This window comes from Halomonas maura, assembly GCF_030409305.1.
GTDB classification, from domain to species: domain Bacteria; phylum Pseudomonadota; class Gammaproteobacteria; order Pseudomonadales; family Halomonadaceae; genus Halomonas; species Halomonas maura.
Genome location: NZ_JAUFPQ010000017.1, coordinates 169278 through 189867, shown reverse-complemented (window position 1 = coordinate 189867; position 20590 = coordinate 169278). Strand labels below are relative to the sequence as shown.

19 protein-coding genes are annotated in these 20590 nt (G+C 70.3%); 9 read left to right on the top strand and 10 right to left on the bottom strand.

What is annotated here, in order from left to right; genetic code table 11:
- Positions 1-63: 63 nt before the first annotated feature.
- From QWY76_RS10930 to QWY76_RS10910, 5 genes are all read left to right on the top strand, one after another.
- Positions 64-2373 carry a mechanosensitive ion channel family protein gene (locus tag QWY76_RS10930; protein ID WP_290311229.1) on the top strand — a complete coding sequence of 770 codons (2310 nt, stop codon included), beginning with the start codon at positions 64-66 and terminating at the stop codon, positions 2371-2373.
- Positions 2374-2637: 264 nt separating this feature from the next.
- Positions 2638-3417 carry a ThuA domain-containing protein gene (locus QWY76_RS10925; protein ID WP_290311228.1) on the top strand — a complete coding sequence of 260 codons (780 nt, stop codon included), beginning with the start codon at positions 2638-2640 and terminating at the stop codon, positions 3415-3417.
- Positions 3417-4490 (top strand): Gfo/Idh/MocA family protein, encoded by a 1074-nt coding sequence (locus QWY76_RS10920; RefSeq protein WP_290311227.1) that lies wholly within the window; start codon positions 3417-3419, stop codon positions 4488-4490. The genes QWY76_RS10925 and QWY76_RS10920 overlap by 1 nt, the downstream gene beginning before the upstream one ends.
- 159 nt (positions 4491-4649) lie before the next feature.
- Positions 4650-5621 carry a LacI family DNA-binding transcriptional regulator gene (locus tag QWY76_RS10915; RefSeq protein WP_290311225.1) on the top strand — a complete coding sequence of 324 codons (972 nt, stop codon included), beginning with the start codon at positions 4650-4652 and terminating at the stop codon, positions 5619-5621.
- A gap of 186 nt (positions 5622-5807) precedes the next feature.
- On the top strand, positions 5808-6173 hold the full coding sequence (locus QWY76_RS10910; protein WP_290311224.1) for a glutaredoxin family protein: 366 nt from the start codon (positions 5808-5810) through the stop codon (positions 6171-6173).
- A 49-nt stretch (positions 6174-6222) separates the two neighbouring features.
- On the opposite strand, the gene QWY76_RS10905 is transcribed toward QWY76_RS10910, so the two are convergent.
- Together QWY76_RS10905 and QWY76_RS10900 are read right to left on the bottom strand one after the other, a co-directional pair.
- Positions 6223-6615 carry a VOC family protein gene (locus tag QWY76_RS10905; protein ID WP_290311223.1) on the bottom strand — a complete coding sequence of 131 codons (393 nt, stop codon included), beginning with the start codon at positions 6613-6615 and terminating at the stop codon, positions 6223-6225.
- Positions 6616-6718: 103 nt separating this feature from the next.
- Positions 6719-7498 carry a DUF899 domain-containing protein gene (locus QWY76_RS10900; protein ID WP_290311221.1) on the bottom strand — a complete coding sequence of 260 codons (780 nt, stop codon included), beginning with the start codon at positions 7496-7498 and terminating at the stop codon, positions 6719-6721.
- A gap of 86 nt (positions 7499-7584) precedes the next feature.
- Between QWY76_RS10900 and QWY76_RS10895 the strand changes: the two genes are divergently transcribed.
- From QWY76_RS10895 to QWY76_RS10880, 4 genes are all read left to right on the top strand, one after another.
- Positions 7585-8805, top strand: coding sequence for a helix-turn-helix domain-containing protein (locus QWY76_RS10895; protein WP_290311219.1), 1221 nt, complete (start codon positions 7585-7587; stop codon positions 8803-8805).
- Positions 8806-8840: 35 nt separating this feature from the next.
- Positions 8841-9491, top strand: coding sequence for a Vgb family protein (locus QWY76_RS10890; RefSeq protein ID WP_290311216.1), 651 nt, complete (start codon positions 8841-8843; stop codon positions 9489-9491).
- A gap of 324 nt (positions 9492-9815) precedes the next feature.
- A complete protein-coding gene (locus QWY76_RS10885) occupies positions 9816-10946 on the top strand; it encodes an efflux RND transporter periplasmic adaptor subunit (protein WP_290311215.1) in 1131 nt (376 codons plus the stop codon).
- 11 nt (positions 10947-10957) lie between these two features.
- On the top strand, positions 10958-14086 hold the full coding sequence (locus QWY76_RS10880; RefSeq protein ID WP_290311214.1) for an efflux RND transporter permease subunit: 3129 nt from the start codon (positions 10958-10960) through the stop codon (positions 14084-14086).
- A 301-nt stretch (positions 14087-14387) separates the two neighbouring features.
- Here the strand turns inward: QWY76_RS10880 and QWY76_RS10875 are convergent, their stop codons facing one another.
- The 8 genes from QWY76_RS10875 to deoC all read right to left on the bottom strand — a co-directional run bounded on the left by QWY76_RS10875 (position 14388) and on the right by deoC (position 20573).
- Positions 14388-15128 (bottom strand): dienelactone hydrolase family protein, encoded by a 741-nt coding sequence (locus QWY76_RS10875; RefSeq protein WP_290311213.1) that lies wholly within the window; start codon positions 15126-15128, stop codon positions 14388-14390.
- A gap of 82 nt (positions 15129-15210) precedes the next feature.
- Positions 15211-15531 carry a hypothetical protein gene (locus QWY76_RS10870; RefSeq protein ID WP_290311211.1) on the bottom strand — a complete coding sequence of 107 codons (321 nt, stop codon included), beginning with the start codon at positions 15529-15531 and terminating at the stop codon, positions 15211-15213.
- A 41-nt stretch (positions 15532-15572) separates the two neighbouring features.
- Positions 15573-15944, bottom strand: a complete 372-nt coding sequence (locus tag QWY76_RS10865) for a gamma-glutamylcyclotransferase family protein (protein ID WP_353960405.1) — start codon at positions 15942-15944, stop codon at positions 15573-15575.
- A gap of 127 nt (positions 15945-16071) precedes the next feature.
- A complete protein-coding gene (cdd, locus tag QWY76_RS10860) occupies positions 16072-16497 on the bottom strand; it encodes a cytidine deaminase (protein ID WP_290311210.1) in 426 nt (141 codons plus the stop codon).
- Positions 16494-17228, bottom strand: a complete 735-nt coding sequence (gene deoD / locus QWY76_RS10855) for a purine-nucleoside phosphorylase (RefSeq protein ID WP_290311209.1) — start codon at positions 17226-17228, stop codon at positions 16494-16496. The genes cdd and deoD overlap by 4 nt, the downstream gene beginning before the upstream one ends.
- Positions 17228-18472 carry a phosphopentomutase gene (locus QWY76_RS10850; RefSeq protein ID WP_290311208.1) on the bottom strand — a complete coding sequence of 415 codons (1245 nt, stop codon included), beginning with the start codon at positions 18470-18472 and terminating at the stop codon, positions 17228-17230. The genes deoD and QWY76_RS10850 overlap by 1 nt, the downstream gene beginning before the upstream one ends.
- Positions 18469-19797, bottom strand: a complete 1329-nt coding sequence (deoA, locus tag QWY76_RS10845) for a thymidine phosphorylase (protein ID WP_290311206.1) — start codon at positions 19795-19797, stop codon at positions 18469-18471. Before deoA ends, QWY76_RS10850 begins: the two co-directional genes overlap by 4 nt.
- On the bottom strand, positions 19797-20573 hold the full coding sequence (gene deoC, locus QWY76_RS10840) for a deoxyribose-phosphate aldolase (RefSeq protein ID WP_290311205.1): 777 nt from the start codon (positions 20571-20573) through the stop codon (positions 19797-19799). The genes deoA and deoC overlap by 1 nt, the downstream gene beginning before the upstream one ends.
- Positions 20574-20590 lie beyond the last annotated feature (17 nt).

Below are 20590 nucleotides of genomic sequence, written 5' to 3'. Positions count from 1 at the left end.
CACACTGCCGTTTGAGGACAGGATGCGGCAAGATGCCGGCATGCCTAAAAGGGAGACCCGACGTTGCCAAGCCCGCCCCGCCTTCGCGTTGCCCTGCGAGGCCTGTTGACCCTGGTGCTGGTGCTGCTGCCCCTGGCGGCGGCGGCCCAGTCCCTGCCGCTGTCCGCCCTGGGAGGCGGTGGCGAGGAGGAGGGTCACGATCCCCAGGCCTTCCAGGCGTCCCTGGAGCGGATCATCGCCACCCTGGAGGACGATGACAGGCGCGGGGAACTCCTCGCCGACCTGGAGGCCCTTCGCCAGGCCAACGAGGAGGTGGCGGACCAGGAGAGCATCACGACCCCGCAGGGCCTGCTGGGGGCACTGGCCGAGACCATCAACGCGCTGGGCGAGCAGGCCGAGTCGGGTCGCTCGCCGCTCGACGCGTGGGGGCGCCAGCTGCGCCAGGGCTGGTCGGAGTTCTCGGCGCTGGTGGTCAAGACCGGTAACGCCGAGCTGCTGCGCTTCGTGATCGAGATGACCGTGCTGGCGGTGATCTGGAGCGGCCTGCTGATCATTCTCATCGCCCTGGGCCGCATGCTGGCGCAGCGACGCGGGTGGCCGCTGGACCTGCCCCGGGAACCCAAGGGGGGCCTGCTGGCGATCCACTTCCTGCGGCGCATGCTGCCCTGGGCGGTGGCCTTCGCCCTGGTGCTGGGCATCGCCCAGCTGGTGCCGGAGAGCGCCGGGCGCACCGCGTCGCTGGTCATCGCCTATGTGGCGCTGTGCGGGCGCACCCTGTCGGTGGTGGTGGAGTCGGTGATCTCGGTGTTCACCCGGGGACACCGCTTCACCGCCGTGCAACTCCTCCAGCATCGCGCCCTGCGGCCGCTGTTCATGATCGGCGCGCTGATCGCCCTGGGCGATGCCCTCAACTCGGCTCGCCTCACCGAGCTGATCGGTGGCGACCTGGCCAGCCTGCTCTCGGTGCTGGCCAATACCCTGGCGGCGCTGCTCAGCGGACGCTTCATCCTGCGCTTCAAGCGCCCCATCAAGCACCTGATCCGCAACCGCTCCTATCGCTATCGCCGCGAGCGCAGCGGGGCCACCGAGGTGGCCCGGGTGGTCGGCGGCCTGTGGCACGTGCCGGCGCTGCTGCTGGTGTGGGGCTCGCTGCTGGCGATCTTCGTCACCGGCGGCGATGTGGGCACGGCCCTGGCCCGCTCGATCGTCTCCGCCTCGCTGCTGGTGCTGACCCTGGTGGTGACCGGCCTGATCCGCCGCCATGCCGAGCGCCGCTCGACGCGGCGGCGCCAGAGCGACTACCGCCGGCGCCTGGAGCGCTTCGGCTATGCCCTGTCCCATGTGCTGGCCTGGATCGCCTTCGCCGAGCTGTCGCTGCAGGTCTGGGGGGGCTCGCTGGTCGGCATCGGCCGGCAGGGCGTGGCCAGCGTGCGCATCGGCCAGGCGCTGCTGGGTATCGGCTTCACCGTGCTGCTGGCCTGGCTGGCGTGGATCTTCGCCGACACGGCGATCCAGCGGGCCCTGGTGTCCTCGGCGCGTTCCCGGGGCCGGCGGGTCAACCAGGCCCGGGCCCAGACCATCACGCCGATGATTCGCAACATCATCTTCGCCACCATCGTGATCATCGCCGCCATCGTCGGCCTGGCCAACCTGGGCGTGAACGTCACGCCGCTGCTGGCCGGTGCCGGGGTGATCGGCCTGGCCGTGGGCTTCGGCGCCCAGACCCTGGTCCAGGACCTGATCACCGGCATCTTCATCCTCATCGAGGACTCGCTGGCCGTGGACGACTTCGTCAGGATCAACGGCCACACGGGCAGCGTCGAGGGCCTGACCCTGCGCACCGTGCGGTTGCGCGACCTGGACGGCATCGTGCACATCATCACCTTCAGCCGCATCGAGTCGATCCATAACATGTCGCGTCAGTTCGGCATCGCCCTGATGCGGATCCGCATCCCCTTCGACATGCCCATCGACGATGCCATCGAGCTGATGCACGACACCGCCCTGGTGCTGCGCCAGGACCCGATGATGCGTCACCACATCTGGTCGCCGCTGGAGATGCAGGGCATCGACCACTTCGAGGATGGCTGCGCCATCCTGCGCATGCGCTTTCGCACCTCGCCGGAGATGCAGTGGGACGTGGCCCGCGCCTTCAACCTGCTGCTCAAGCAGCGCATGGAGGCGCAGGCCCTGGACCTGGGCGTGCCACGCCTGAGCGTCAGCATGGAAGGCATGGGCGGCGGACGCCTCGACGGCAGCCGCGAGCGGGGCGACACCCGCGATGCCGCGGGCCGCGAGCCGGGCGAGGCCGGCGTGGCCGACCCGGCCGGCGACACCAACGTCCGGGGCGCCTCACCGGATCCCGGCACCTGACGCCCGGCCCCTGCCCGCCGAAGCAAGGCCGAGCCCGCCAGTCGCCGGGCCCGGCCGCTTGCCCTTCGGATCGCCGGCCACGACGCCGTGACCCGAGCGTTGAGTCGACGCCGCTGGCCGGTGCGCGCGGCAGGGCGAGGTACGACCATGGTGGCAATGAGTAAACGTTTACGGCTTGGTCGTAAACGTTTACCTTATCGCCATGTCGCCGGCATCGGCGGCCTCTCCACCGCCCGTAAGGGCAACGCCAAGAGGAGCCAACTCATGACGATCAAGGTCACGGTCTGGGGTGAGAACGTCCACGAACAGACCAACGATGTGGTAGCACGCATCTACCCCGAGGGCATGCACGCCTGTATCGCCGCCGGGCTCAACGAGGACCCCGAGATCGAGGCCCGCTCCGTCACCCTGCAGGACCCGGAGCACGGCCTCACCGAAGCGCTGCTCGACGACACCGACGTGTTGCTGTGGTGGGGCCACGCCGCCCACGGCGACGTCCGCGACGAGATCGTCGACCGCGTCCAGGCGCGGGTGCTGCAGGGCATGGGCCTGCTGGTGCTGCATTCCGGCCACTATGCCAAGATCTTCAAGCGCCTGATGGGCACCACCTGCTCGCTGAAGTGGCGCGAGGCCGGCGAGCGCGAGCGCCTCTGGGTGGTCAACCCCGGCCATCCCATCGTCCAGGGCATCGGCGACTACCTCGAACTGCCGCATACCGAGATGTACGGCGAGCCCTTCGCCGTGCCCAACCCCGACGAGGTGATCTTCATCAGCGCCTTCGAGGGCGGCGAGGTGTTCCGCTCCGGCCTCACCTACAAGCGGGGCAACGGCCGGATCTTCTATTTCCGCCCGGGTCACGAGACCTACCCGATCTATTACGACGGCCAGGTGCGCCGTGTGCTGAAGAACGGCGTGAAGTGGGCGCGTCCCGAGGGCTCGCGGTGGGTCGACAGCTGCCCCAACGTGCCGCCCGAGCAGGCGCCCAATCCCGTGGAAGTCAAAGGCGAAGGGCTGCACAAGCCCGGTGAGGAGGGCTTCAAGTGATGCGACTGGCGATCATCGGTGCCGGCAGCATGGCCGGCGAACATGCCAGGCACTTCCGCTCCCTCGACGGCGTCGAGGTGGTGGCCGTGTGCGACATGGACGGCGACAGGGCACGCGCCTTCGCCGAACGGCATGGCATTCCCGACGCCCATGCCGACCTCGGCGCCATGCTGGCGCGGGACGATATCCAGGCGGTGAGCAACGCCACCCCGGATGGGGTACACAAGGCCACCTCCCTGGCCGCCATCGCGGCAGGCAAGCACATCCTCTGCGAGAAGCCGCTGGCGACCAACGAGGCCGATGCCCGGGAGATGGCGGCGGCGGCGCAGGAGGCCGGGGTGATCAACATGATCAACCTCAGCTACCGCGACGCCCCGGCCATCCAGCACGCTCGCGAGCTGGTCGCCTCCGGAGCCCTCGGCCGGGTGATGCACGTGGACGCCAGCTACCGGCAGAGCTGGCTGGTCAGCCACGCCTGGGGACGCTGGGACCAGGACAGCCAGTGGCTATGGCGGCTCTCGGAAGGCCACGGCAGCAAGGGCGTGCTGGGGGATGTGGGGGTGCACATCCTCGACTTCGCCAGCTTCCCGGTGGGCGACATCAGCGCGGTGAACTGTCGCCTCAAGTGCTTCGACAAGGCGCCGGGCAACCGCATCGACGACTACGTGCTGGACGCCAACGACACCGCCCTGATGCAGGTGGAGTTCGCCGGCGGCGCGCTGGGCACGCTGCAGGCCACCCGCTGGGCCACCGGCCATCACAACGCCCTGACCCTCAGCGTCCACGGCGACCGTGGGGCGCTGCGCGTCGACCTGGATGCCGCCAAGGACAAGCTCCAGGTGTGCCTGGGCGAGGACGTTCATCCGGCGCGCTGGACCACGCTGGAGTCCCCGGCCACCCCGAGCATCTACCGGCGCTTCGTCGACAGCATCGCCAGCGGCGTCAACGACCAGCCGGATTTCGCCCGTGGCGCGGCGCTGCAGAAGGTGCTGGATGCGTGCTTCCTCTCGCATGCCGAGGACCGTAGCCAGGCGCTGGCCGAGGACGGGATGGCCGAGCCCGTGACGGCCTGAAGCGGTCGCCGGCGGCGGATCGTTGCCGGTGACGCGGCCTGCCGCGTCCCGCCGGCCAGGCCCCTCGGTCGCTCCGTTGGGCGATTTCCGGCACAATCTCTCGTCGGGAGGAGGGGCGGCGGGCCACACCGGCCACCACCCGGGTGACGAGGCAGGGACATGAGCAGAGATCCGTCGAAGACGGCGACCATACGGGAAATCGCGCGGCAGGCCGAGGTATCCATCGCCTCGGTCAGCCGCGCGCTCAATGGCAAGCCGGGCCTCAGCGAGGCGCTGCGTGACCATATCCTGGCCATCAGCCGCGAGATCGAGTATCGCCCCAGTGCCGCCGCCCGCCAGCTGATCAGCGGCAAGGCGGCGGTGGTGGGCATCTCGCTGGGGCGCCGCGACTTCGAGCTGCGGCCCTACTACATCCTGCTCTACCAGCACCTGACCGTGGCGTTGCACCGCCAGGGCATGGTGCCGATCTTCTTCGCCCACGACCAGACGCCGACCCTGCCCGAGCAGGCCGGCGCCGCCATCCTGCTCGGCGAGTTCGCCGATGACCCGCGTCCTGCGCTGCTGGCGGCGCAGGGCGTGCCCTTCGTGCGCATTGGCCCGGCCGGGGGGGACTTCTCGGTGGCGCCGGAGGATCGCCACGGCATCTACCTGGCCACCCGCCACCTGATCGAGGGGGGGCGGCGCCGCATCGCCTTCGTCGGTGACGACCTGGCGAGCCCCCACAGCCAGCATCGCCTGAGCGGCTATCGCCAGGCGCTCGACGAGGCCGGCCTCGCGGAACACCTCATCGACATCCCGCCCAACTATGAGCCGGCGCTGACCGGCTATCGCTGGCTGAGCCGGCGCCTCGAGCAGGACCCGCACGCCTATGATGGCCTGGTCTGCGAGAACGACGAGCTCGCCCGGGGCTGCCTGACGGCCCTGGAGGATCACGGCATCGGCGTGCCGGACGAGGTCGCGGTCACCGGCTTCGACGACCTGCCGACCCTGGCCGAGGCCCTGACCACGGTGCGTCAGGACATCGCCGGCATCGCCGCCATGAGCGTCGAATTGCTGGGCGAGGCCTTGGCCGGCAAGCCGCCGCGCCATGTCTCGATGCCGGTGGCGCTGGTGGTTCGCGAGACCGGCTAGGCTGGGTCGCGGCTCCGAAACCGCAGCAGTTCGAAGGGGGAGAAGTGGGCGACGGTCACTCCCTGACGCATGGGCAGGTGGGGCCTGCGTCGATCGCGTTGGCTGCGGCCGGGTCCAACGATGATGTGCTAGGTTGGAACATCGGCGGTGAGAGCCGAATCTTGACGGATGAGAAGGAGCCCGACCATGCGACCTTCCTTGAGGACCCTGCTGGCGCCGGTGGTATGGGTGGCCAACAAGCTCGGTACCCGCCGTGAAGTCTCGCGCGACGACGCGCAGCAGGCCGAGGTGGACCAGGCCTGCGAGACCCTGGCCCTCTACCAGGCCTGGAGCGAGCCCGACTGCATCCAGGTGAGGCGGGAGATCACCCGGCTGGGGCTCGAGATCGAGACCCGCGACGTGCGCCTCGACCCCGAGCACACCCGGGTCCTGAAGGAGGAGGGCGGCAAGCTGGAGGTGCCTTGCCTGTACATCCACGAGCCGCAGGGCGAGGCGCGCTGGCTGTACGGCGCCCAGGCCATCATCGACTATCTCAGGGAACGCTTCGGCTGACGGGCGAACAACCCTGAGTATTCGGTGACAGACCCCATTTTCCCCCGGCTCACGGATTCCAGCCGCCGCTCCCATCGGGACGCGTCAGCACCTCCAGGAGGTGGCCATTGGGATCTTCGAAATACACGCCTCTGCCGCCGTCACGGTGGTTGATCTCGCCTGCCATGCTCTGCGCCGGGTCGGCCCAGTAGTCGAGCTTGTTCTCGCGGATACGCTGGAAAATGGCGTCGAAATCCGCCTCGTCCACCAGAAAGGCGTAGTGCTGGGGCGTGACGTCTCCGCTCGTCTCCATGTAGTCGAGCTTGGCACCATTATCCGCGACGACCATATCGAACGGTCCCCACCGGCGCGGTGCCGGCAACCCCAGCACCGCCGCGAGGAACACCGCGGAAGCATGGCTGTCATGGGCCGCCAGCAGGGTGTGGTCGAAGTTGATGGCCATGGTCGTCTTCCCCTTGGGTGCGTGGCGCCATCGAGAGCGGGCTTCGGCATCGAGTTGACGACCATCGGCTGGCGGGCCGCACGTGAACCGCATCCAGCATCGCTCAGCGCTTCTCGTACTCGTCGTGGCGCCGCCACCAGACGCCTTCCTCGTTGCGCCCCCTGGGGGCGCGGTCGAGCCACTGGTACATGGCCCAGAGGCCGTCGAGGCCGCGGGCGTAGGCGGAGTAGGTATGGTAGACGATGCCGTCCTCGAGCACGAAGGCGCTCATGCCCGGCCGCTCGCGGGTGTAGCTGGCCGCGTCGGTGCCGCTCATGGCGGCCATCTCGTCCACCGGCCCCTCCTCCCAGGAGGCGGTGTCGCGCCCCACCAGCGGCATGCCCGCCTCGCGCCGGTAGTTGTATTCGATCCCTCCCTCGCGCTGCTGCGCCTCGGTGAAGGCGACGTCGAAGTCGAAGTTGAAGTCGCCGTCGAGCGAGGACGCCCAGGGAAAGTGCCAGCCCATGCGCCGCTGGTACGCCTGCAGCCTGGCGAGCGGCGCCCGCGACACCGCCCAGAGCATCACGTCGTGGTGGGCCAGGTGGACGACGATGCCGTCGAAGCCGTCGGCGATCGCCGAGCAGGAGGGACAGCCCGCCGTGTAGTCGGGGCCGAACATGAAGTGGTAGACGAGCAGCTGCGAGCGCCCGCGGAAGAGGTCGGCCAGCGAGGCGCTCCCCTCATCGGTGTCGAAGCGGTACGCCTTGTCGACCCGCACCCAGGGCAGCGCCTGCCGCCGGCGGGCCAGCTCGTCGCCGCGCCGCGTGAGTGCCTTCTCCTCCTCGAGCAGCTCGAGCCGCGCCGTCAGCCACTCGTCATGGGTCCCGGTCCTGTGCGTGGTCATCGTGACAACCTCCTGGATGATGGGTCATGGGTATAGACTAGGCATCAGGCCTTGCCCCGGGGAGTGACAAGTGTGGCGGGATTGCGATGGATGCGCTGATCACGGCCGCGGCGCGTGCGCTGGCGACGGGGGATCCCCTCGGCGCGCTCAACCGGGTCGCCCTGCGCGACGACGCCCCGGCACTGGCGCTGCGCGGCATCGCCATGGCGCAGCTCGGTGATCTCATGCGTGCCAAGGGTCTGCTGCGCAGCGCCGCGCGGGCGTTCGGAGCGAAGGAACCCGCGGCCCGCGCGCGTTGCGTCATCGCCGAGGCCGAGATCGCCCTCGTCTCGCGGGACCTGGGCTGGCCGGCGAAGGCGCTCGCCGCGGCGCGGGCGACCCTCGAGGCGCATGGGGACCGGGTGAACGCCGCCCAGGCGCGCTATCTGGAGGCCCGGCGACTGCTGCTGATCGGCCGCCTCGACGAGGCCGAGCGTGCCCTCGATGGGCTCGCCCCCGCGTCCCTGCGCCCCGCCTCGCGGGCCGCCCACGAGCTGGTGGTCGCGGGGATCGCGATGCGCCGCCTGCGCACGCAGAGGGCGCGCGCCGCGCTCACTCGGGCCGAGCGGGCCGCGCGCGAGGCCGCCATCCCCACGCTGATGGCGGAGGTCGAGGGCGTCGCCCGCGCCCTGGAGGCGCCGGTGGCGCGGCTGATCGCCCAAGGCGAGGTGCGGCCCCTGCGGCTCGAGGCGGTCGAGGCCTTGCTTGCCTCGCCGGCGCTCGTGGTGGACGCCTGCCGTCACGTCGTGCGTGCCGCCCGCACGGTGGTTCCGCTCGGCAGGCGACCCGTGCTGTTCACCCTCCTGCGCGCGCTGGGCGAGGCCTGGCCCGGCGACGTGCCGCGGGGCACCCTCGTCGCGCTGGCCTTCCGGGGCAAGCAGGCCGATGACTCCTATCGCGCCCGCTTGCGGGTCGAGATCGGCCGGCTGCGCCACGCGCTCGAGCCGCTGGCCGGGGTGACCGCGACATCTCACGGGTACGCGCTGGCTCCGCTCGGTGGCCGCGAGGTCGTGGTGCTGGCGCCGCCCGTCGAGGAGGCGCATGCCGCCCTGCTGGCGCTGCTCGCCGACGGTGAGGCCTGGTCGAGTTCGGCCCTGGCGCTGGCGCTCGGCACGAGTCAACGCAGCGTGCAGCGGGCCCTCGACGCGCTGGCCGCCGCCGGCAAGGTGCAGGCCTTCGGTCGCGGGCGGGCGCGGCGCTGGATCACGCCCCCCATGCCGGGATTCCCGACAACCTTGTTACTCCCCGCCCCCCTGCCGAGTGGCTAGGCTGGACCCATCCACCCAGTCATCAGGAGAACATCATGAAGCGATCAGCGGCGGACATCCTGGCGGAATACGGCCCTTTCCCGGATATCGACGGCGTGCATGGAGTCAGCTACGACGGGCGGCACCTCTGGTTCGCCAGCGACGGCAGGCTCACGGCCCTCGATCCGGACAGCGGCCAGCGGCTGCGCTCGCTCGAGGTCGCCGCCGATGCCGGCACGGCCTTCGACGGCCGGCACCTGTTTCAGATGGCCGGGGAACACATCCAGAAGGTCGATCCGGACACCGGCCGGGTGCTGGCGCGGATCCCGGCGCCGCCGGGCGGCGGCAACTCGGGGCTCGCCTGGGCCGAGGGGTCGCTGTGGGTGGGGCAGTATCGAGACTGCCGGATCCAGCAGATCGATCCCGAGACGGGCGAGATCCTGCGCACCCTCGAGTCCGAGCGCTTCGTCACCGGGGTCACCTGGGTCGACGGCGAGCTGTGGCACGGCACCTGGCAGGATGACCAGAGCGACCTGCGGCGGCTCGACCCGACATCCGGCGAACTCCTGGAGCGGATCGAGATGCCGCCGGGCGTGGGCGTCTCGGGGCTCGAGTCCGACGGTGGCGAGCGCTTCTTCTGCGGCGGCGGCAACAGCGGGACGGTGAGAGCCGTGCGTCGTCCCGCTCGCGGTGCCGCGGTCGACTGAGGCAAGCGTCGGGCCAGACCATGGCACGATCCGGCTTGTCTATACTGATCAACCACCCGCCGATAGCAGAGATACGGCATCGGCGGTGTCTCCTTGCAGGCCATCGCCGGTGGGCGTTGCGTTCAAGGGGGCGGCTCAGCGGCTGCCGACGAGAATGTCGAATCCGAGCCGTGTCGGTCGACGCAAGGGGAGGGGCATGGTGGCCACGCCTATGGTTGACGGAGCGTTGCTTTCGCAGAAGCCACAGAGATCGCGCATCGCGGCCGTTCCGGTCCTGCTTGTACCGTGGTTCGTCGCCCATAGGCGCCATCGAATCAAGCGTTCATGCTGAACAAACTGCTCTTCGCCGCCATCGGCGTGGCCATCCTGGTCGGCGCCATCGTCTATGCCAAGCTCGACCAGTTCTCGTCGATGGGCGAGGCCGCCGAGAGCATGATGCCGCCGCCCGAGACCGTCACCGCCATGACGGTAGTCGAGGCGCAGTGGGAGCAGTCGCTTCCCGCGACGGCCACGGTCTCGGCGGTGCAGGGGGTGACTGTCAGCGCGGAGATCGGCGGTCGGGTAACGCGCATCGGCTTCGCATCCGGGGAGACGGTGACGGCCGGCGAGGTGCTGCTGCAACTGGATACGGCCAGCGAAGAGGCGCAACTCGCTTCGGCCGAGGCGACCGCCGCCCTGGCCAGGGCGGATTTCGCGCGGGCACGCGAGCTGGCCAGGAACAACATGGTCTCTCGAGAGGCGGCCGATGCCGCCGAGGCCAGGCTCAAGGAGAGTGCCGCCCAGGTCGACAACATGCACGCGCTGATCGCCAAGAAGACGGTCCGCGCGCCGTTTTCCGGCCGCCTGGGACTGCGTCGGGTCAATCTCGGTCAGATCCTGAGCGAAGGCGATGCCATCGTATCGCTGCAGACGCTGGATCCGATCCATGTCGATTTCTCGATCCCGCAGCAACAGATCCGGCGACTGACACCGGGCATGCGCGTGCGGGTGACCACCGATGCCGCCCCCGGCGAGACGCTGGCCGGTGAGATCATCGCGATCGATCCCGAGATCGACCCGGCGACGCGCAGCGTGCGGGTCCGGGCGCGGGTCGCCAATCCCGACGAGGCGTTGTATGCGGGCATGTTTGCCCAGGTCGAGGTGCTGCTGCCGGACACGCAGTCGGTGCTGCCGATCGTGCAGACCGCCGTGCTCTACGCGCCCTACGGCGATTCGGTGTTCGTGGTCGAGCGCGTCGAGAACGCGCAATCCGGCGAGACCGAGCGGGTGCTGCGCCAGCGCTTTGTCCGCCTCGGGCGGGCGCGCGGCGATTTCGTCGACGTCGTCGAAGGCCTCGCGGCCGGCGAGACCGTGGTGACCAGCGGGGTGTTCAAGCTGCGCACCGGCATGAGCGTGATCATCGACAACCTGCTGGCGCCCCGGGCCGAGCTCGAGCCGCATCCGGCCGAGTCCTGAGGCATGGAGCCATGAACGCCTTCACCGATATCTTCATCCGGCGCCCGGTGCTCGGCATCGTCGTCAACCTGATCATCGTGATCGCCGGACTGAATGCCTGGCATTCGCTGAGCGTACGCCAGTATCCGCTCAGCGAGAACGCCTCGGTGCAGATCACGACCGCCTACGTCGGCGCCAGCGCGGAGCTGGTGCGCGGCTTCATCACCACGCCCCTCGAGCGCGCCATCGGTGCGGCGGAAGGCATCGACTATGTCGAGTCGAAGAGCCTGCAGGGCATCTCGATCATCACCGCGCGGCTCAAGCTCGACTACGACTCGACCAAGGCGCTGGCCGATATCTCGTCCAAGGTCGACCAGGTGCGCAACGAGCTGCCCGAGGGGGCGGAGGTGCCGGCGATCAGCGTGCAATCGGCCGACTCGGAGTTCGCCGCCGCCTATCTGAGCTTCTCGTCCGACATCCTGACGCCGGAGCAGATCACCGATTACCTGACCCGGATCGTGCAGCCGCGACTGTCCGCGGTCACCGGCGTGCAGCGCATCGAGATCTTCGGCGCACGGACCTTCGCCATGCGCATCTGGCTCAAGCCCGAGCGCATGGCGGCGCTGCATGTCAGCCCCTCGCAGGTACGCGAGGCACTGGCCGACAACAACTACCTGGCGGCGATCGGCAGCACCAAGGGGGCGCTGGTCCAGACCCGGCTCGCGGCCAACACGGACCTGCACAGCGTCGAGGACTTTCGTCGCCTGGTCATCTACCGGCAGGGCGACACCATCGTGCGCCTGCAGGACATCGCGGACGTCGAGCTGGGTGCCGAAGACTACGACACCCTGGTGCGCTATTCGGGGCAGACGGCGGTCTTCGCCGGGGTGTTCCCGCAGCCCAACGCCAACATCATCGAGGTGATCGACGGCGTGCGCCTCGAACTCGACCGGCTGCGGCGCGACCTGCCGGCCGGCCTCGAGGCCAGCATCGGCTATGACGCCTCGGCATACGTCGACAACGCCATCCGCGAGGTGACGGGCACGCTCACCGACACCCTGCTGATCGTGATCGCGGTGATCTTCCTGTTCCTCGGCTCGGTGCGCTCGGTGCTGGTGCCGGTGATGGCGATCCCGGTCTCGCTGATCGGCGGCATCTTGCTGATGCAGGTATTCGGCTTCACCCTGAACCTGCTGACGCTGCTGGCCATCGTGCTCTCGGTGGGGCTGGTGGTCGACGACGCCATCGTCGTGGTCGAGAACGTCGAGCGCCATCTGCGCGAGGGCCGCACGCCGCGCGAGGCCGCCCTGCTCGGGGCGCGCGAGCTCATCGCCCCGATCGTCGCGATGACCGTCACCCTGGTCGCGGTGTATATCCCGATCGGCCTGCAGGGCGGCCTGACCGGCGCGCTGTTCCGCGAGTTCGCCTTCACCCTGGCCGGGGCGGTGGCGATCTCCGGGGTGGTCGCCTTGACGCTCTCGCCGACCATGTCGGCGTCGCTGTTGCGCAGCGCCCAGGACGAAGAGCGCGGCCTGACCGGTTGGCTCAACCACCGCTTCGACCGCCTGCGCGAGGCGTATGGGCGCGGGCTCGGCGTGACCCTCGGGGCGCGACCCGCGGTCTATCTGGTGTGGGGAGTGCTGAGCCTGTGCACCATCCCGATGTTCCTGTTCTCGCCCAAGGAGCTGGCACCGACCGAGGACCAGAGCGTGCTGTTCGGCATCATCAACATCGCCGCCAACGCGACCACCGACCAGAATGCGGTCTACGCCCAGGCGGCCGAACAGGTCATGCTGGAGGTGCCGGAAGCCGAACTGACCTTCCAGCTGCTGTTTCCGCCCGCGGTCGGCGCGACGCTGGGCGCCGACGGCTTCAGTGGCGTGGTGGTCAAGCCCTGGGGCGAGCGCACCCGGACGGTGACCCGCATCCTGCCGGAGGTCCAGGCGGAGGTGTCGAGGATACCGGGTATCCAGATGTTCATGACCACGCCGCCGGCGCTGCCGGGCGGCAGCAACTTTCCGGTCGAGTTCCTGATCACCTCGACCGCCGATGCCGAGCGCCTGTTCGAGTTCGCCCAGGCATTGCGGGACCGGGCGATGGCGAGCGGGCTGTTCGCCTTCCCTCCCGATATCGACATGAAGCTCGATCAACCGCAGGCGACGGTGGTGTTCGATCGCGACAAGGTGGCGGCGCTGGGGTTGAGCCTGGCCCAGGTCGGCGCCGATCTCGGCGTGGCCACCGGCGGCGATTTCGTCAACCGCTTCAACATGGGAGGGCGCAGCTACAAGGTGATCCCGCTCGTCCAGCGGGTCGATCGGCTCAACAGCGAGCAGCTGCGTGATATCCATGTCGCCGGCGCCGACGGCCAGATGATCCCGCTGTCGGCGATCGCCCACCTCGAGCACTCGGTCGTGGCACGCTCGCTCAACCGTTTCCAGCAGCTCAACGCCGTCAAGCTCTCGGGGGTGAGCACGCGCACCCTGGACGAGGCCCTCGGCTTCCTCGAAGACACCGCCCGCGAGATCCTGCCGCCCGGCTATTCCTTCGATTACACCGGCGAGTCGCGCCAGCTGCGCACCGAGGGCAACAGGTTCCTGCCGGCCTTCTCGCTGGCCGTGGTGATGATCTTCCTGGTGCTGGCGGTGCAGTTCAACTCGTTCCGCGACCCCTTGGTGATCCTCGCCGGCTCGGTGCCGCTGGCGATGTTCGGCGCGCTGATCTTCACCGTGCTGAAGATGCCCGATCCCCAGCTGCCGTACTGGACCAGCGGCTGGACCACGACCATGAACATCTATGCCCAGGTCGGCATGGTCACCCTGGTCGGGCTGATCGCCAAGAACGGCATCCTCATCGTCGAGTTCGCCAACAAGCGGCAGCAACAGGGGGCGAACAAGCTCGACGCCGTCCACCAGGCGGCGATGATCCGCCTGCGCCCCGTGCTGATGACCAGCGTGGCGACCATCGCCGGCCATTTCCCGCTGGTGCTGGTGACGGGGGCCGGCGCCGCGGCACGCAACTCGATCGGCCTGGTGCTCGTCGGGGGCATGGCGATCGGCACGCTGTTCACCCTGTTCGTGGTGCCGTCGCTGTATATGCTGCTGGCCAGGGACAAGCAAGCGGCAGGCGGTATCGCCGGCGGGGAAGGCGCATGCCGATCATGATCGGCTTGCGCGTCTGACCCCGCACTTCCGGCCCGCATGGTTCGGGTGCTTCGTCACGGCATGGGGATTCGACGATCCAACATGCGCCCCGGGCGCCAGCCAAGTCGGCAGCCGACGCCGCCATGCCTCGGCGCTGGCGATGGCGTCGATGCGGGCCTGGTCGAAAGTGGCCGAGGCCGGAGGCGGTATATGTGACGGGGTAATCGGCGGACAGCCCCCCGTCACCCAGTTCCCGGCCCCCCTTCGCCGTCGTCGCGGTCCCCCTGTACGGTACCGCCAAAGGACGGCGGCGAACGTCGCCTTACAGCGTCTCGTCCAGCAGCATGGCGAGTCGCCTGTGATGCAGGGCGTCGGCGGCCGCATCGTAGGAGGGGGCGTCCTTGGCCGTGAAGCCGTGGGCGGCGCCCTGGTAGAGCTCGGTGGTGAAGTGCACGCCGGCGTCGGCCAGCGCCTGGTCCATGCGGGCGATCTGCTCGGGGGGCAGCAGCTCGTCCTTGTCGGCGTGGCCGAGATAGACGCGCCCCTCGATGGTGCCGACCACATGCACGGGGCTTGCCGGGTCGTCGGCCTCCGCCAGCCGGGCCGAGTGAAAGCCGGCCGCGGCGGCCACGCGGCCGGGGTGTTCGGCCGCCATGCGCAGCGCGAAGGCCCCGGTCATGCAGTAGCCGACCACGCCCACCTGGCCATCCGCGAACTCGGCCTCGCTATCGATGCACCTCAGGAGGGCGGCGAAGTCGCGGGCCTGCGCCTCGGGGGTGAGGTGGGCGGCATACGCGAGCAGGGTGGGGCGCACGTCCGGATCGCGGAAGGACTTGCCCTCCGGCACGACGGCCCCGGTCGCATCGCGGTAGTAGACGTTGGGCATCAACACGGCGTAGCCGTGGTCCGCGATCCGCTGGGCCTTCTCGTGATAGCAGGGGCGCAGGCCGCCGATATCGGTGAACAGCACCACGGCCGGAAGCGGCCCGGCGGCGTTCCCGGGCGTGAACACATGGGCGTCGATGGTGCCGTCGGCAGCGGGGATGTCGATGGCGCGTGACATGAAGGGGCTCCGGGGTGTCGATGGCGGATGACCTGTCGTCAGTAACGACTGTAACCGGACACCGGCCCCGTTGACGAGGTCGTTACCGCCCCGCCCCGATGGTCAGCCGCAGGGCCTGCAGGCCGCTGAGCTCGAGGCGCACCTCCTCCGAGAACAGCGGATGGCCATGCAGGCGCAGGTCGACGGTGGCCGCGGCGCCCTGGTAGATGACGTCGGCGGAGATCGTCGCCTCCGTGCCCAGGGGGGCCAGCGGGCCATAGTCGACGCCCTGCACCTGCAGGGCGGTCAGGCCATAGTCGGCGAGCGCCTGCTCGACGTCGTCCTTGACGGTCATGCCATAGCTGACATAGAGCCCGCCATAGGCCAGGCCGGCGATCACGATGAGGGACAAGAGGCGGCCCATGGCGGTCTCCTTGGTGAGGGCATGAGGAATCGTGGCGGCGTTTATACCACAGAACGGCGGACGCGCGGCATCCAGCCGCCCTCGCGGATCACGCTGCAGCCCGCCACGTCGCGGTTGTAGAGGTACAGCCAGGCCGGGCCGAAGGCGGTGGGGTGGACCAGGCGGTCGTAGGTGCCGCTCGCCGGACGGCGGACCCGGTAGTCCTCCAGCCGGTCGAGGCCGGCGAGCAGCGCCGCATCGACGCGGAACACCTCGATCTCGACGCCCCGCGAGGGCTCGAGCCTGGCGCCGGGGTAGGGGCCGAGGTCGTAGAGGGTGGCGTCGGTCAGGCGGTCGGCGCCCACGAAGTCGGCACTCTCCAGCCAGTGGTGATTGCGCAGGCCCCGCTTCAGGGTGCCGTAGACGGCGACCAGGGGCGTGCGGTCGATGGCGAGGGTGGGGGCATGTATGGGCGGGTCTCCTGTCGTTTGCGGCGGCCTGACGCGGTGCCCCAGTCTACCAAGGCGCCGCCGGCGGGGTGAGGCCCGCCGGCGGCGCCGCTCAGGTGTCCATCGCCGACTCGCGGCCCAGGTTCTCAGGGCCGAAGGAGTCCGGCAGCAGCTCGTCCATGGTGTAGCGGCGCAGCAGCCGACCCTCGGCGTCGACCACGCGGATCCGCGTCGCCGGGGTGGCGAACTCGCGGATGCGCTGGCGACAGTCGCCGCAGGGTGTGCACAGGTGCTGGCCCGGGCCGATCACGTAGACCTCGCGCAGCTCGCGCTCGCCGGCGCTGGCCATGGCGGCGATGGCCGAGGCCTCGGCGCACAGTCCCTTGTAGTGAGCCACCTCGACATTGGCGCCGGCATAGCGGGTGCCGCTCTCGCTGACCACCAGGGCGCCCACCGGGTGGTGGGAGTAGGGCGCATAGGCGCGGTCGCGCACCTCGATCAACGCCTCGACGATCCCCGCCTCGATCTCGCCGCTCATGCGCCGGCCCCCCCGGCCGCGTCGTCGCGCAGCACGCTGTCCAGGGCGATGGTCATCATCTCGTCGAAGGTGGTGGCGCGCTGCTCGCTGGACAGCGAGTCGCCCTTGACGATGTGGTCGGAGACCGTGCAGATGGTCGCGGCCCGGGCGCCGAACTCGGCGGCCACGCCATAGAGGCCGGCGGCCTCCATCTCCACGCCGACGATGCCGTAGCGGCGCAGGGTCTCGACCAGTTCGGTGTCCGGGTTGTAGAACAGGTCCGCCGAGAAGAGGTTGCCCACCTTCACCGGCACGCCCTGGGCCGCGGCGGCATCCACGGCGTGGCGGGTGAGATCGAAGTCGGCGATGGCGGCGAAGTCGTGGCCGCGGAAGCGGGTGCGGTTGACGCCGGAGTCGGTGCTCGCGCCCAGGCCGATCACCACGTCGCGCACCGCCACGTCGTCACGGACCGCCCCGCAGGAGCCGACCCGGATCAGCCGCTTGACGTCGTAGTCGGTGATCAGCTCCTTGGCGTAGATCGACACCGAGGGGATGCCCATGCCATGGCCCATCACCGAGATCTCGCGGCCCCGGTAGGTGCCGGTGTAGCCGTACATGTTGCGCACCTCGTTGATGCAGCGGGCATCCTCGAGGAAGGTCTCGGCGATGTACCTGGCGCGGATCGGGTCGCCGGGCATCAGCACGGTATCGGCGAAGTCGCCGCGGGCGGCCTGGATATGGGGTGTCGCCATTATTGGTCTCCTTGGTGGGGACGGGCCGGCAGGAAGCTCTCGCCGTCGTCCATGGGCGGCAGGCCGAAGTGCTCGGCCAGGCTCTGGCCGATGTCGGCGAAGCTGGCGCGCGCGCCGAGCGAGCCGGCGGCGAGCCCCGCGCCCACGGCCAGCACGGGCACGTGCTCGCGGGTGTGGTCGGTGCCGGTCCAGGTGGGGTCGCAGCCGTGATCGGCGGTGAGCACCAGCAGGTCGTCGGGGGCCAGGCGCCCGAGCAGCTCGGGCAGCCGGGCGTCGAAGGCCTCCAGGGCGGCGGCGTAGCCGGCCACGTCGCGGCGGTGGCCATAGACCATGTCGAAGTCGACGAAGTTGGTCATGATCAGGGTGCGCTCCCCGGCCACCTCGAGCGCCGCCAGGGTGGCGTCGAACAGGGCGTCGTGACCGCTGGCCTTGATCGTCTGCGAGATGCCGCAGTGGGCGTAGATGTCGGCGATCTTGCCGATCGCCACCACCTGGCCGCCATCGTCATGCAGGCGCTGCAGCACCGTGGGCGCAGGCGGCTCGACGCTGTAGTCCCGGCGCGCGGCGGTGCGGGTGAAGCTGGCGGCGTCATCGCCGGTGAAGGGGCGGGCGATCACCCGGCCGATGTTGTAGGGCTCGAGCAGGCGCCGGGCGATCTCGCAGACCTCGTAGAGCCTTGCCAGCCCGAAGGCCTCCTCGTGGGCGGCGATCTGGAACACCGAATCCGCCGAGGTGTAGACGATGGGCTGGCCGGTGCGCCGGTGCTCCTCGCCGAGGCGGGCGATGATCTCGGTGCCGGAGGCGTGGCAGTCGCCGAGCACGCCGGGCAGCCCGGCCTCCCGGACCAGCGCCTCGAGCAGCGCCGGCGGGAAGCTGTGCTCGCGCTCCAGGAAGTAGCCCCACTCGAAGCGCACCGGCACCCCGGCGAGCTCCCAGTGCCCGGAGGGGGTGTCCTTGCCCGAGGAGAGCTCGCGGGCGTGGCCATAGGCGCCGGTCACGGCGTCGGGCGGGGTGACCCCCTCGGCCCAGTCGCCGGTGCTCTCGCGGTGGGCGTGGAAGAGCCCCAGGCGGCCGAGGTTCGGCAGCGCGAGCGGGCCATGGCGTTCGGCACTATCCGCTTCGCCCCGGGCACAGGCCGCGGCGATATGGCCCAGGGTATCGGCCCCGGCATCGCCGAAGGCCGGGGCATCCGGGGTGGCGCCGATGCCGAAGGAATCGAGGACGAGCACGAGGGCGCGGGTCATGGGGCCTCCCGACGAATGACGTCGTGTATCAGTGTAGGTTCGGCAAGGGCCGTCTCGCCGATCTCGATGGCACCGCGCAGCCGCTGCTCGGCGCGCTCGGCCTCCTGCTCGCTTCTGGCATGGATCATCGCCAGGGGCTGGCCGGCCGCCACCCGCTCGCCCAGCGCGGCGATATCGGCCAGGCCCACGGCCGGGTCGATGGCGTCCTTGGGCGCACGGCGCCCGCCGCCCAGCTCCACCACCGCCATGCCCAGCGCCCGGGTGTCGAAGGTGCGCAGGTAGCCGCTGCGCTCGGCGCGGATCTCGCGCACCACCGGGGCGGTGGGCAGATGGCGGTCAACGGCCTCGAGCAGGTCGGCCGGCCCGCCGAGGCCGGCCACCATGCGCGCGAAGCGCTCGGCGGCCGCGCCGGAGGCCAGGCGCTCGTCGAGACGGGCCAGGGCGCTGTGGCGATCCGCGGCCAGCCCGCCGGCCAGCAGCGTCTCCGCGGCCAGGGTGCGGGTCACCTCCAGCAGGCGGCCATCGCGGCGCTCGCCGGTGAGCACCGCCAGGGCCTCGCGGACCTCCACGGCATTGCCGGCGCAGGGCGCCAGCGGCTGGCTCATGTCGGTGAGCAGCGCCGTGGTCGGCGTGCCGGCACGGCTCGCCACCTCGGCGATGGTGGTAGCGAGCTCTCGGGATGCTTCTACGGTGGGCATGAAGGCGCCGCTGCCGACCTTGACGTCCATCACCAGGGCATCGAGGCCGCAGGCGAGCTTCTTGCCGAGGATCGAGGAGACGATCAGCGGCAGCGATTCCACGGTGGCGGTGACGTCGCGCACCGCATAGAGGCGCTTGTCGGCCGGGGCCAGCTCGCCGGTCTGGCCGATGATCGCCACGCCGACGTCCCTGACCAGGCGGCGGAAGGTGGCGGTGTCCGGCGTGACCGAGTAGCCGGGGATCGCCTCGAGCTTGTCCAGGGTGCCGCCGGTGTGGCCCAGGCCGCGCCCGGAGATCATCGGCACATGGCCGCCGCAGGCGGCGACCCAGGGACCGAGCACCAGCGAGACGAGATCGCCGACGCCGCCGGTGGAATGCTTGTCGAGCACCGGGCCGGGCAGGTCGAGCCCGGCCCAGTCCAACACCTCGCCGGAGTCGCGGACGGCCTCGGTCAGCGCCACGGTCTCGGCGGCGTCCATGCCCCTGAGATAGATGGCCATGGCCAGCGCGCCGACCTGGGCGTCGCCGAGGCCGCCGTCACCGATGCCGGCGACCAGGTCGTGGATCGTCGCGGTGTCCAGGCGCTGGCCGTCGCGCTTGGCGCGGATGGCCTCCTGGGGCAGCATCAGTAGCTCGCCTCGGGAGCGGCGACGCCACCCGCCAGGCCGAGGGTGACCAGCAGGTCGTCGAGCAGGCCCGAGGCGCCGAAGCGGAAGTGGGCCGGGGTGATCCAGGCCGCGCCCATCAGGCGCTCGGCCAGGGCCAGGTAGGCCTCGGCATCCTCGGCGGAGCGCACCCCGCCGGCGGCCTTGAAGCCCACGTCGCGGTCGCTGTCGCGGATCACCTCGAGGAGGATCTGGGCGGCCTCCAGGGTGGCGTTCACCGCCACCTTGCCGGTGGAGGTCTTGAGGAAGTCGGCGCCGCCGGCGACCGCGAGCTCCGCGGCACGGCGGATCAGCGCCGGGTCCTCGAGCTCGCCGGTCTCGAGGATCACCTTGAGGGTCTTGTCGCCGCAGGCCGCCTTGCACATCTCGACCAGCTCCTGGCCCACGGCCTCGTCGCCCGCCAGCAGGGCGCGGTAGGGGAAGACCACGTCGACCTCGTCGGCCCCGGAGGCCACGGCTTCGCGGGTCTCGCGCGCGGCGCCCATGACGTCGGCGTCGCCGTGGGGAAAGTTGGCCACCGTGGCGATCTTCACCGTGTCGTTGAGGCGGTGGGCGGTGAGCGCCCGGCGGGCCGGGACGATGAAGTTGGGGTAGACGCAGACCGCCGCCGGCGTGCCCACCGGGGTCTTGGCCCGCTGGCACAGCGCCTCGATGGCGGCATCGGTGTCGTCGTCGTTGAGGCTGGTGAGGTCCATCAGCGAGAGCGCCTGGCGGGCAGCGCGTTGCAGATCGGTCATGGGATCGTCCTGTAAAG

What these genes read in the sequence shown, in the direction of transcription:
- QWY76_RS10925 (WP_290311228.1), top strand. Translation starts at nt 2,638, where the DNA reads ATGACGATCAAGGTCACGGTCTGGGGTGAGAACGTCCACGAACAGACC.
- QWY76_RS10920 (WP_290311227.1), top strand. Translation starts at nt 3,417, where the DNA reads ATGCGACTGGCGATCATCGGTGCCGGCAGCATGGCCGGCGAACATGCC.
- QWY76_RS10915 (WP_290311225.1), top strand. Translation starts at nt 4,650, where the DNA reads ATGAGCAGAGATCCGTCGAAGACGGCGACCATACGGGAAATCGCGCGG.
- QWY76_RS10910 (WP_290311224.1), top strand. Translation starts at nt 5,808, where the DNA reads ATGCGACCTTCCTTGAGGACCCTGCTGGCGCCGGTGGTATGGGTGGCC.
- QWY76_RS10905 (WP_290311223.1), bottom strand. Translation starts at nt 6,615, where the DNA reads ATGGCCATCAACTTCGACCACACCCTGCTGGCGGCCCATGACAGCCAT.
- QWY76_RS10900 (WP_290311221.1), bottom strand. Translation starts at nt 7,498, where the DNA reads ATGACCACGCACAGGACCGGGACCCATGACGAGTGGCTGACGGCGCGG.
- QWY76_RS10895 (WP_290311219.1), top strand. Translation starts at nt 7,585, where the DNA reads ATGGATGCGCTGATCACGGCCGCGGCGCGTGCGCTGGCGACGGGGGAT.
- QWY76_RS10890 (WP_290311216.1), top strand. Translation starts at nt 8,841, where the DNA reads ATGAAGCGATCAGCGGCGGACATCCTGGCGGAATACGGCCCTTTCCCG.
- QWY76_RS10885 (WP_290311215.1), top strand. Translation starts at nt 9,816, where the DNA reads ATGCTGAACAAACTGCTCTTCGCCGCCATCGGCGTGGCCATCCTGGTC.
- QWY76_RS10880 (WP_290311214.1), top strand. Translation starts at nt 10,958, where the DNA reads ATGAACGCCTTCACCGATATCTTCATCCGGCGCCCGGTGCTCGGCATC.
- QWY76_RS10875 (WP_290311213.1), bottom strand. Translation starts at nt 15,128, where the DNA reads ATGTCACGCGCCATCGACATCCCCGCTGCCGACGGCACCATCGACGCC.
- QWY76_RS10870 (WP_290311211.1), bottom strand. Translation starts at nt 15,531, where the DNA reads ATGGGCCGCCTCTTGTCCCTCATCGTGATCGCCGGCCTGGCCTATGGC.
- cdd (WP_290311210.1), bottom strand. Translation starts at nt 16,497, where the DNA reads ATGAGCGGCGAGATCGAGGCGGGGATCGTCGAGGCGTTGATCGAGGTG.
- deoD (WP_290311209.1), bottom strand. Translation starts at nt 17,228, where the DNA reads ATGGCGACACCCCATATCCAGGCCGCCCGCGGCGACTTCGCCGATACC.
- QWY76_RS10850 (WP_290311208.1), bottom strand. Translation starts at nt 18,472, where the DNA reads ATGACCCGCGCCCTCGTGCTCGTCCTCGATTCCTTCGGCATCGGCGCC.
- deoA (WP_290311206.1), bottom strand. Translation starts at nt 19,797, where the DNA reads ATGCTGCCCCAGGAGGCCATCCGCGCCAAGCGCGACGGCCAGCGCCTG.
- deoC (WP_290311205.1), bottom strand. Translation starts at nt 20,573, where the DNA reads ATGACCGATCTGCAACGCGCTGCCCGCCAGGCGCTCTCGCTGATGGAC.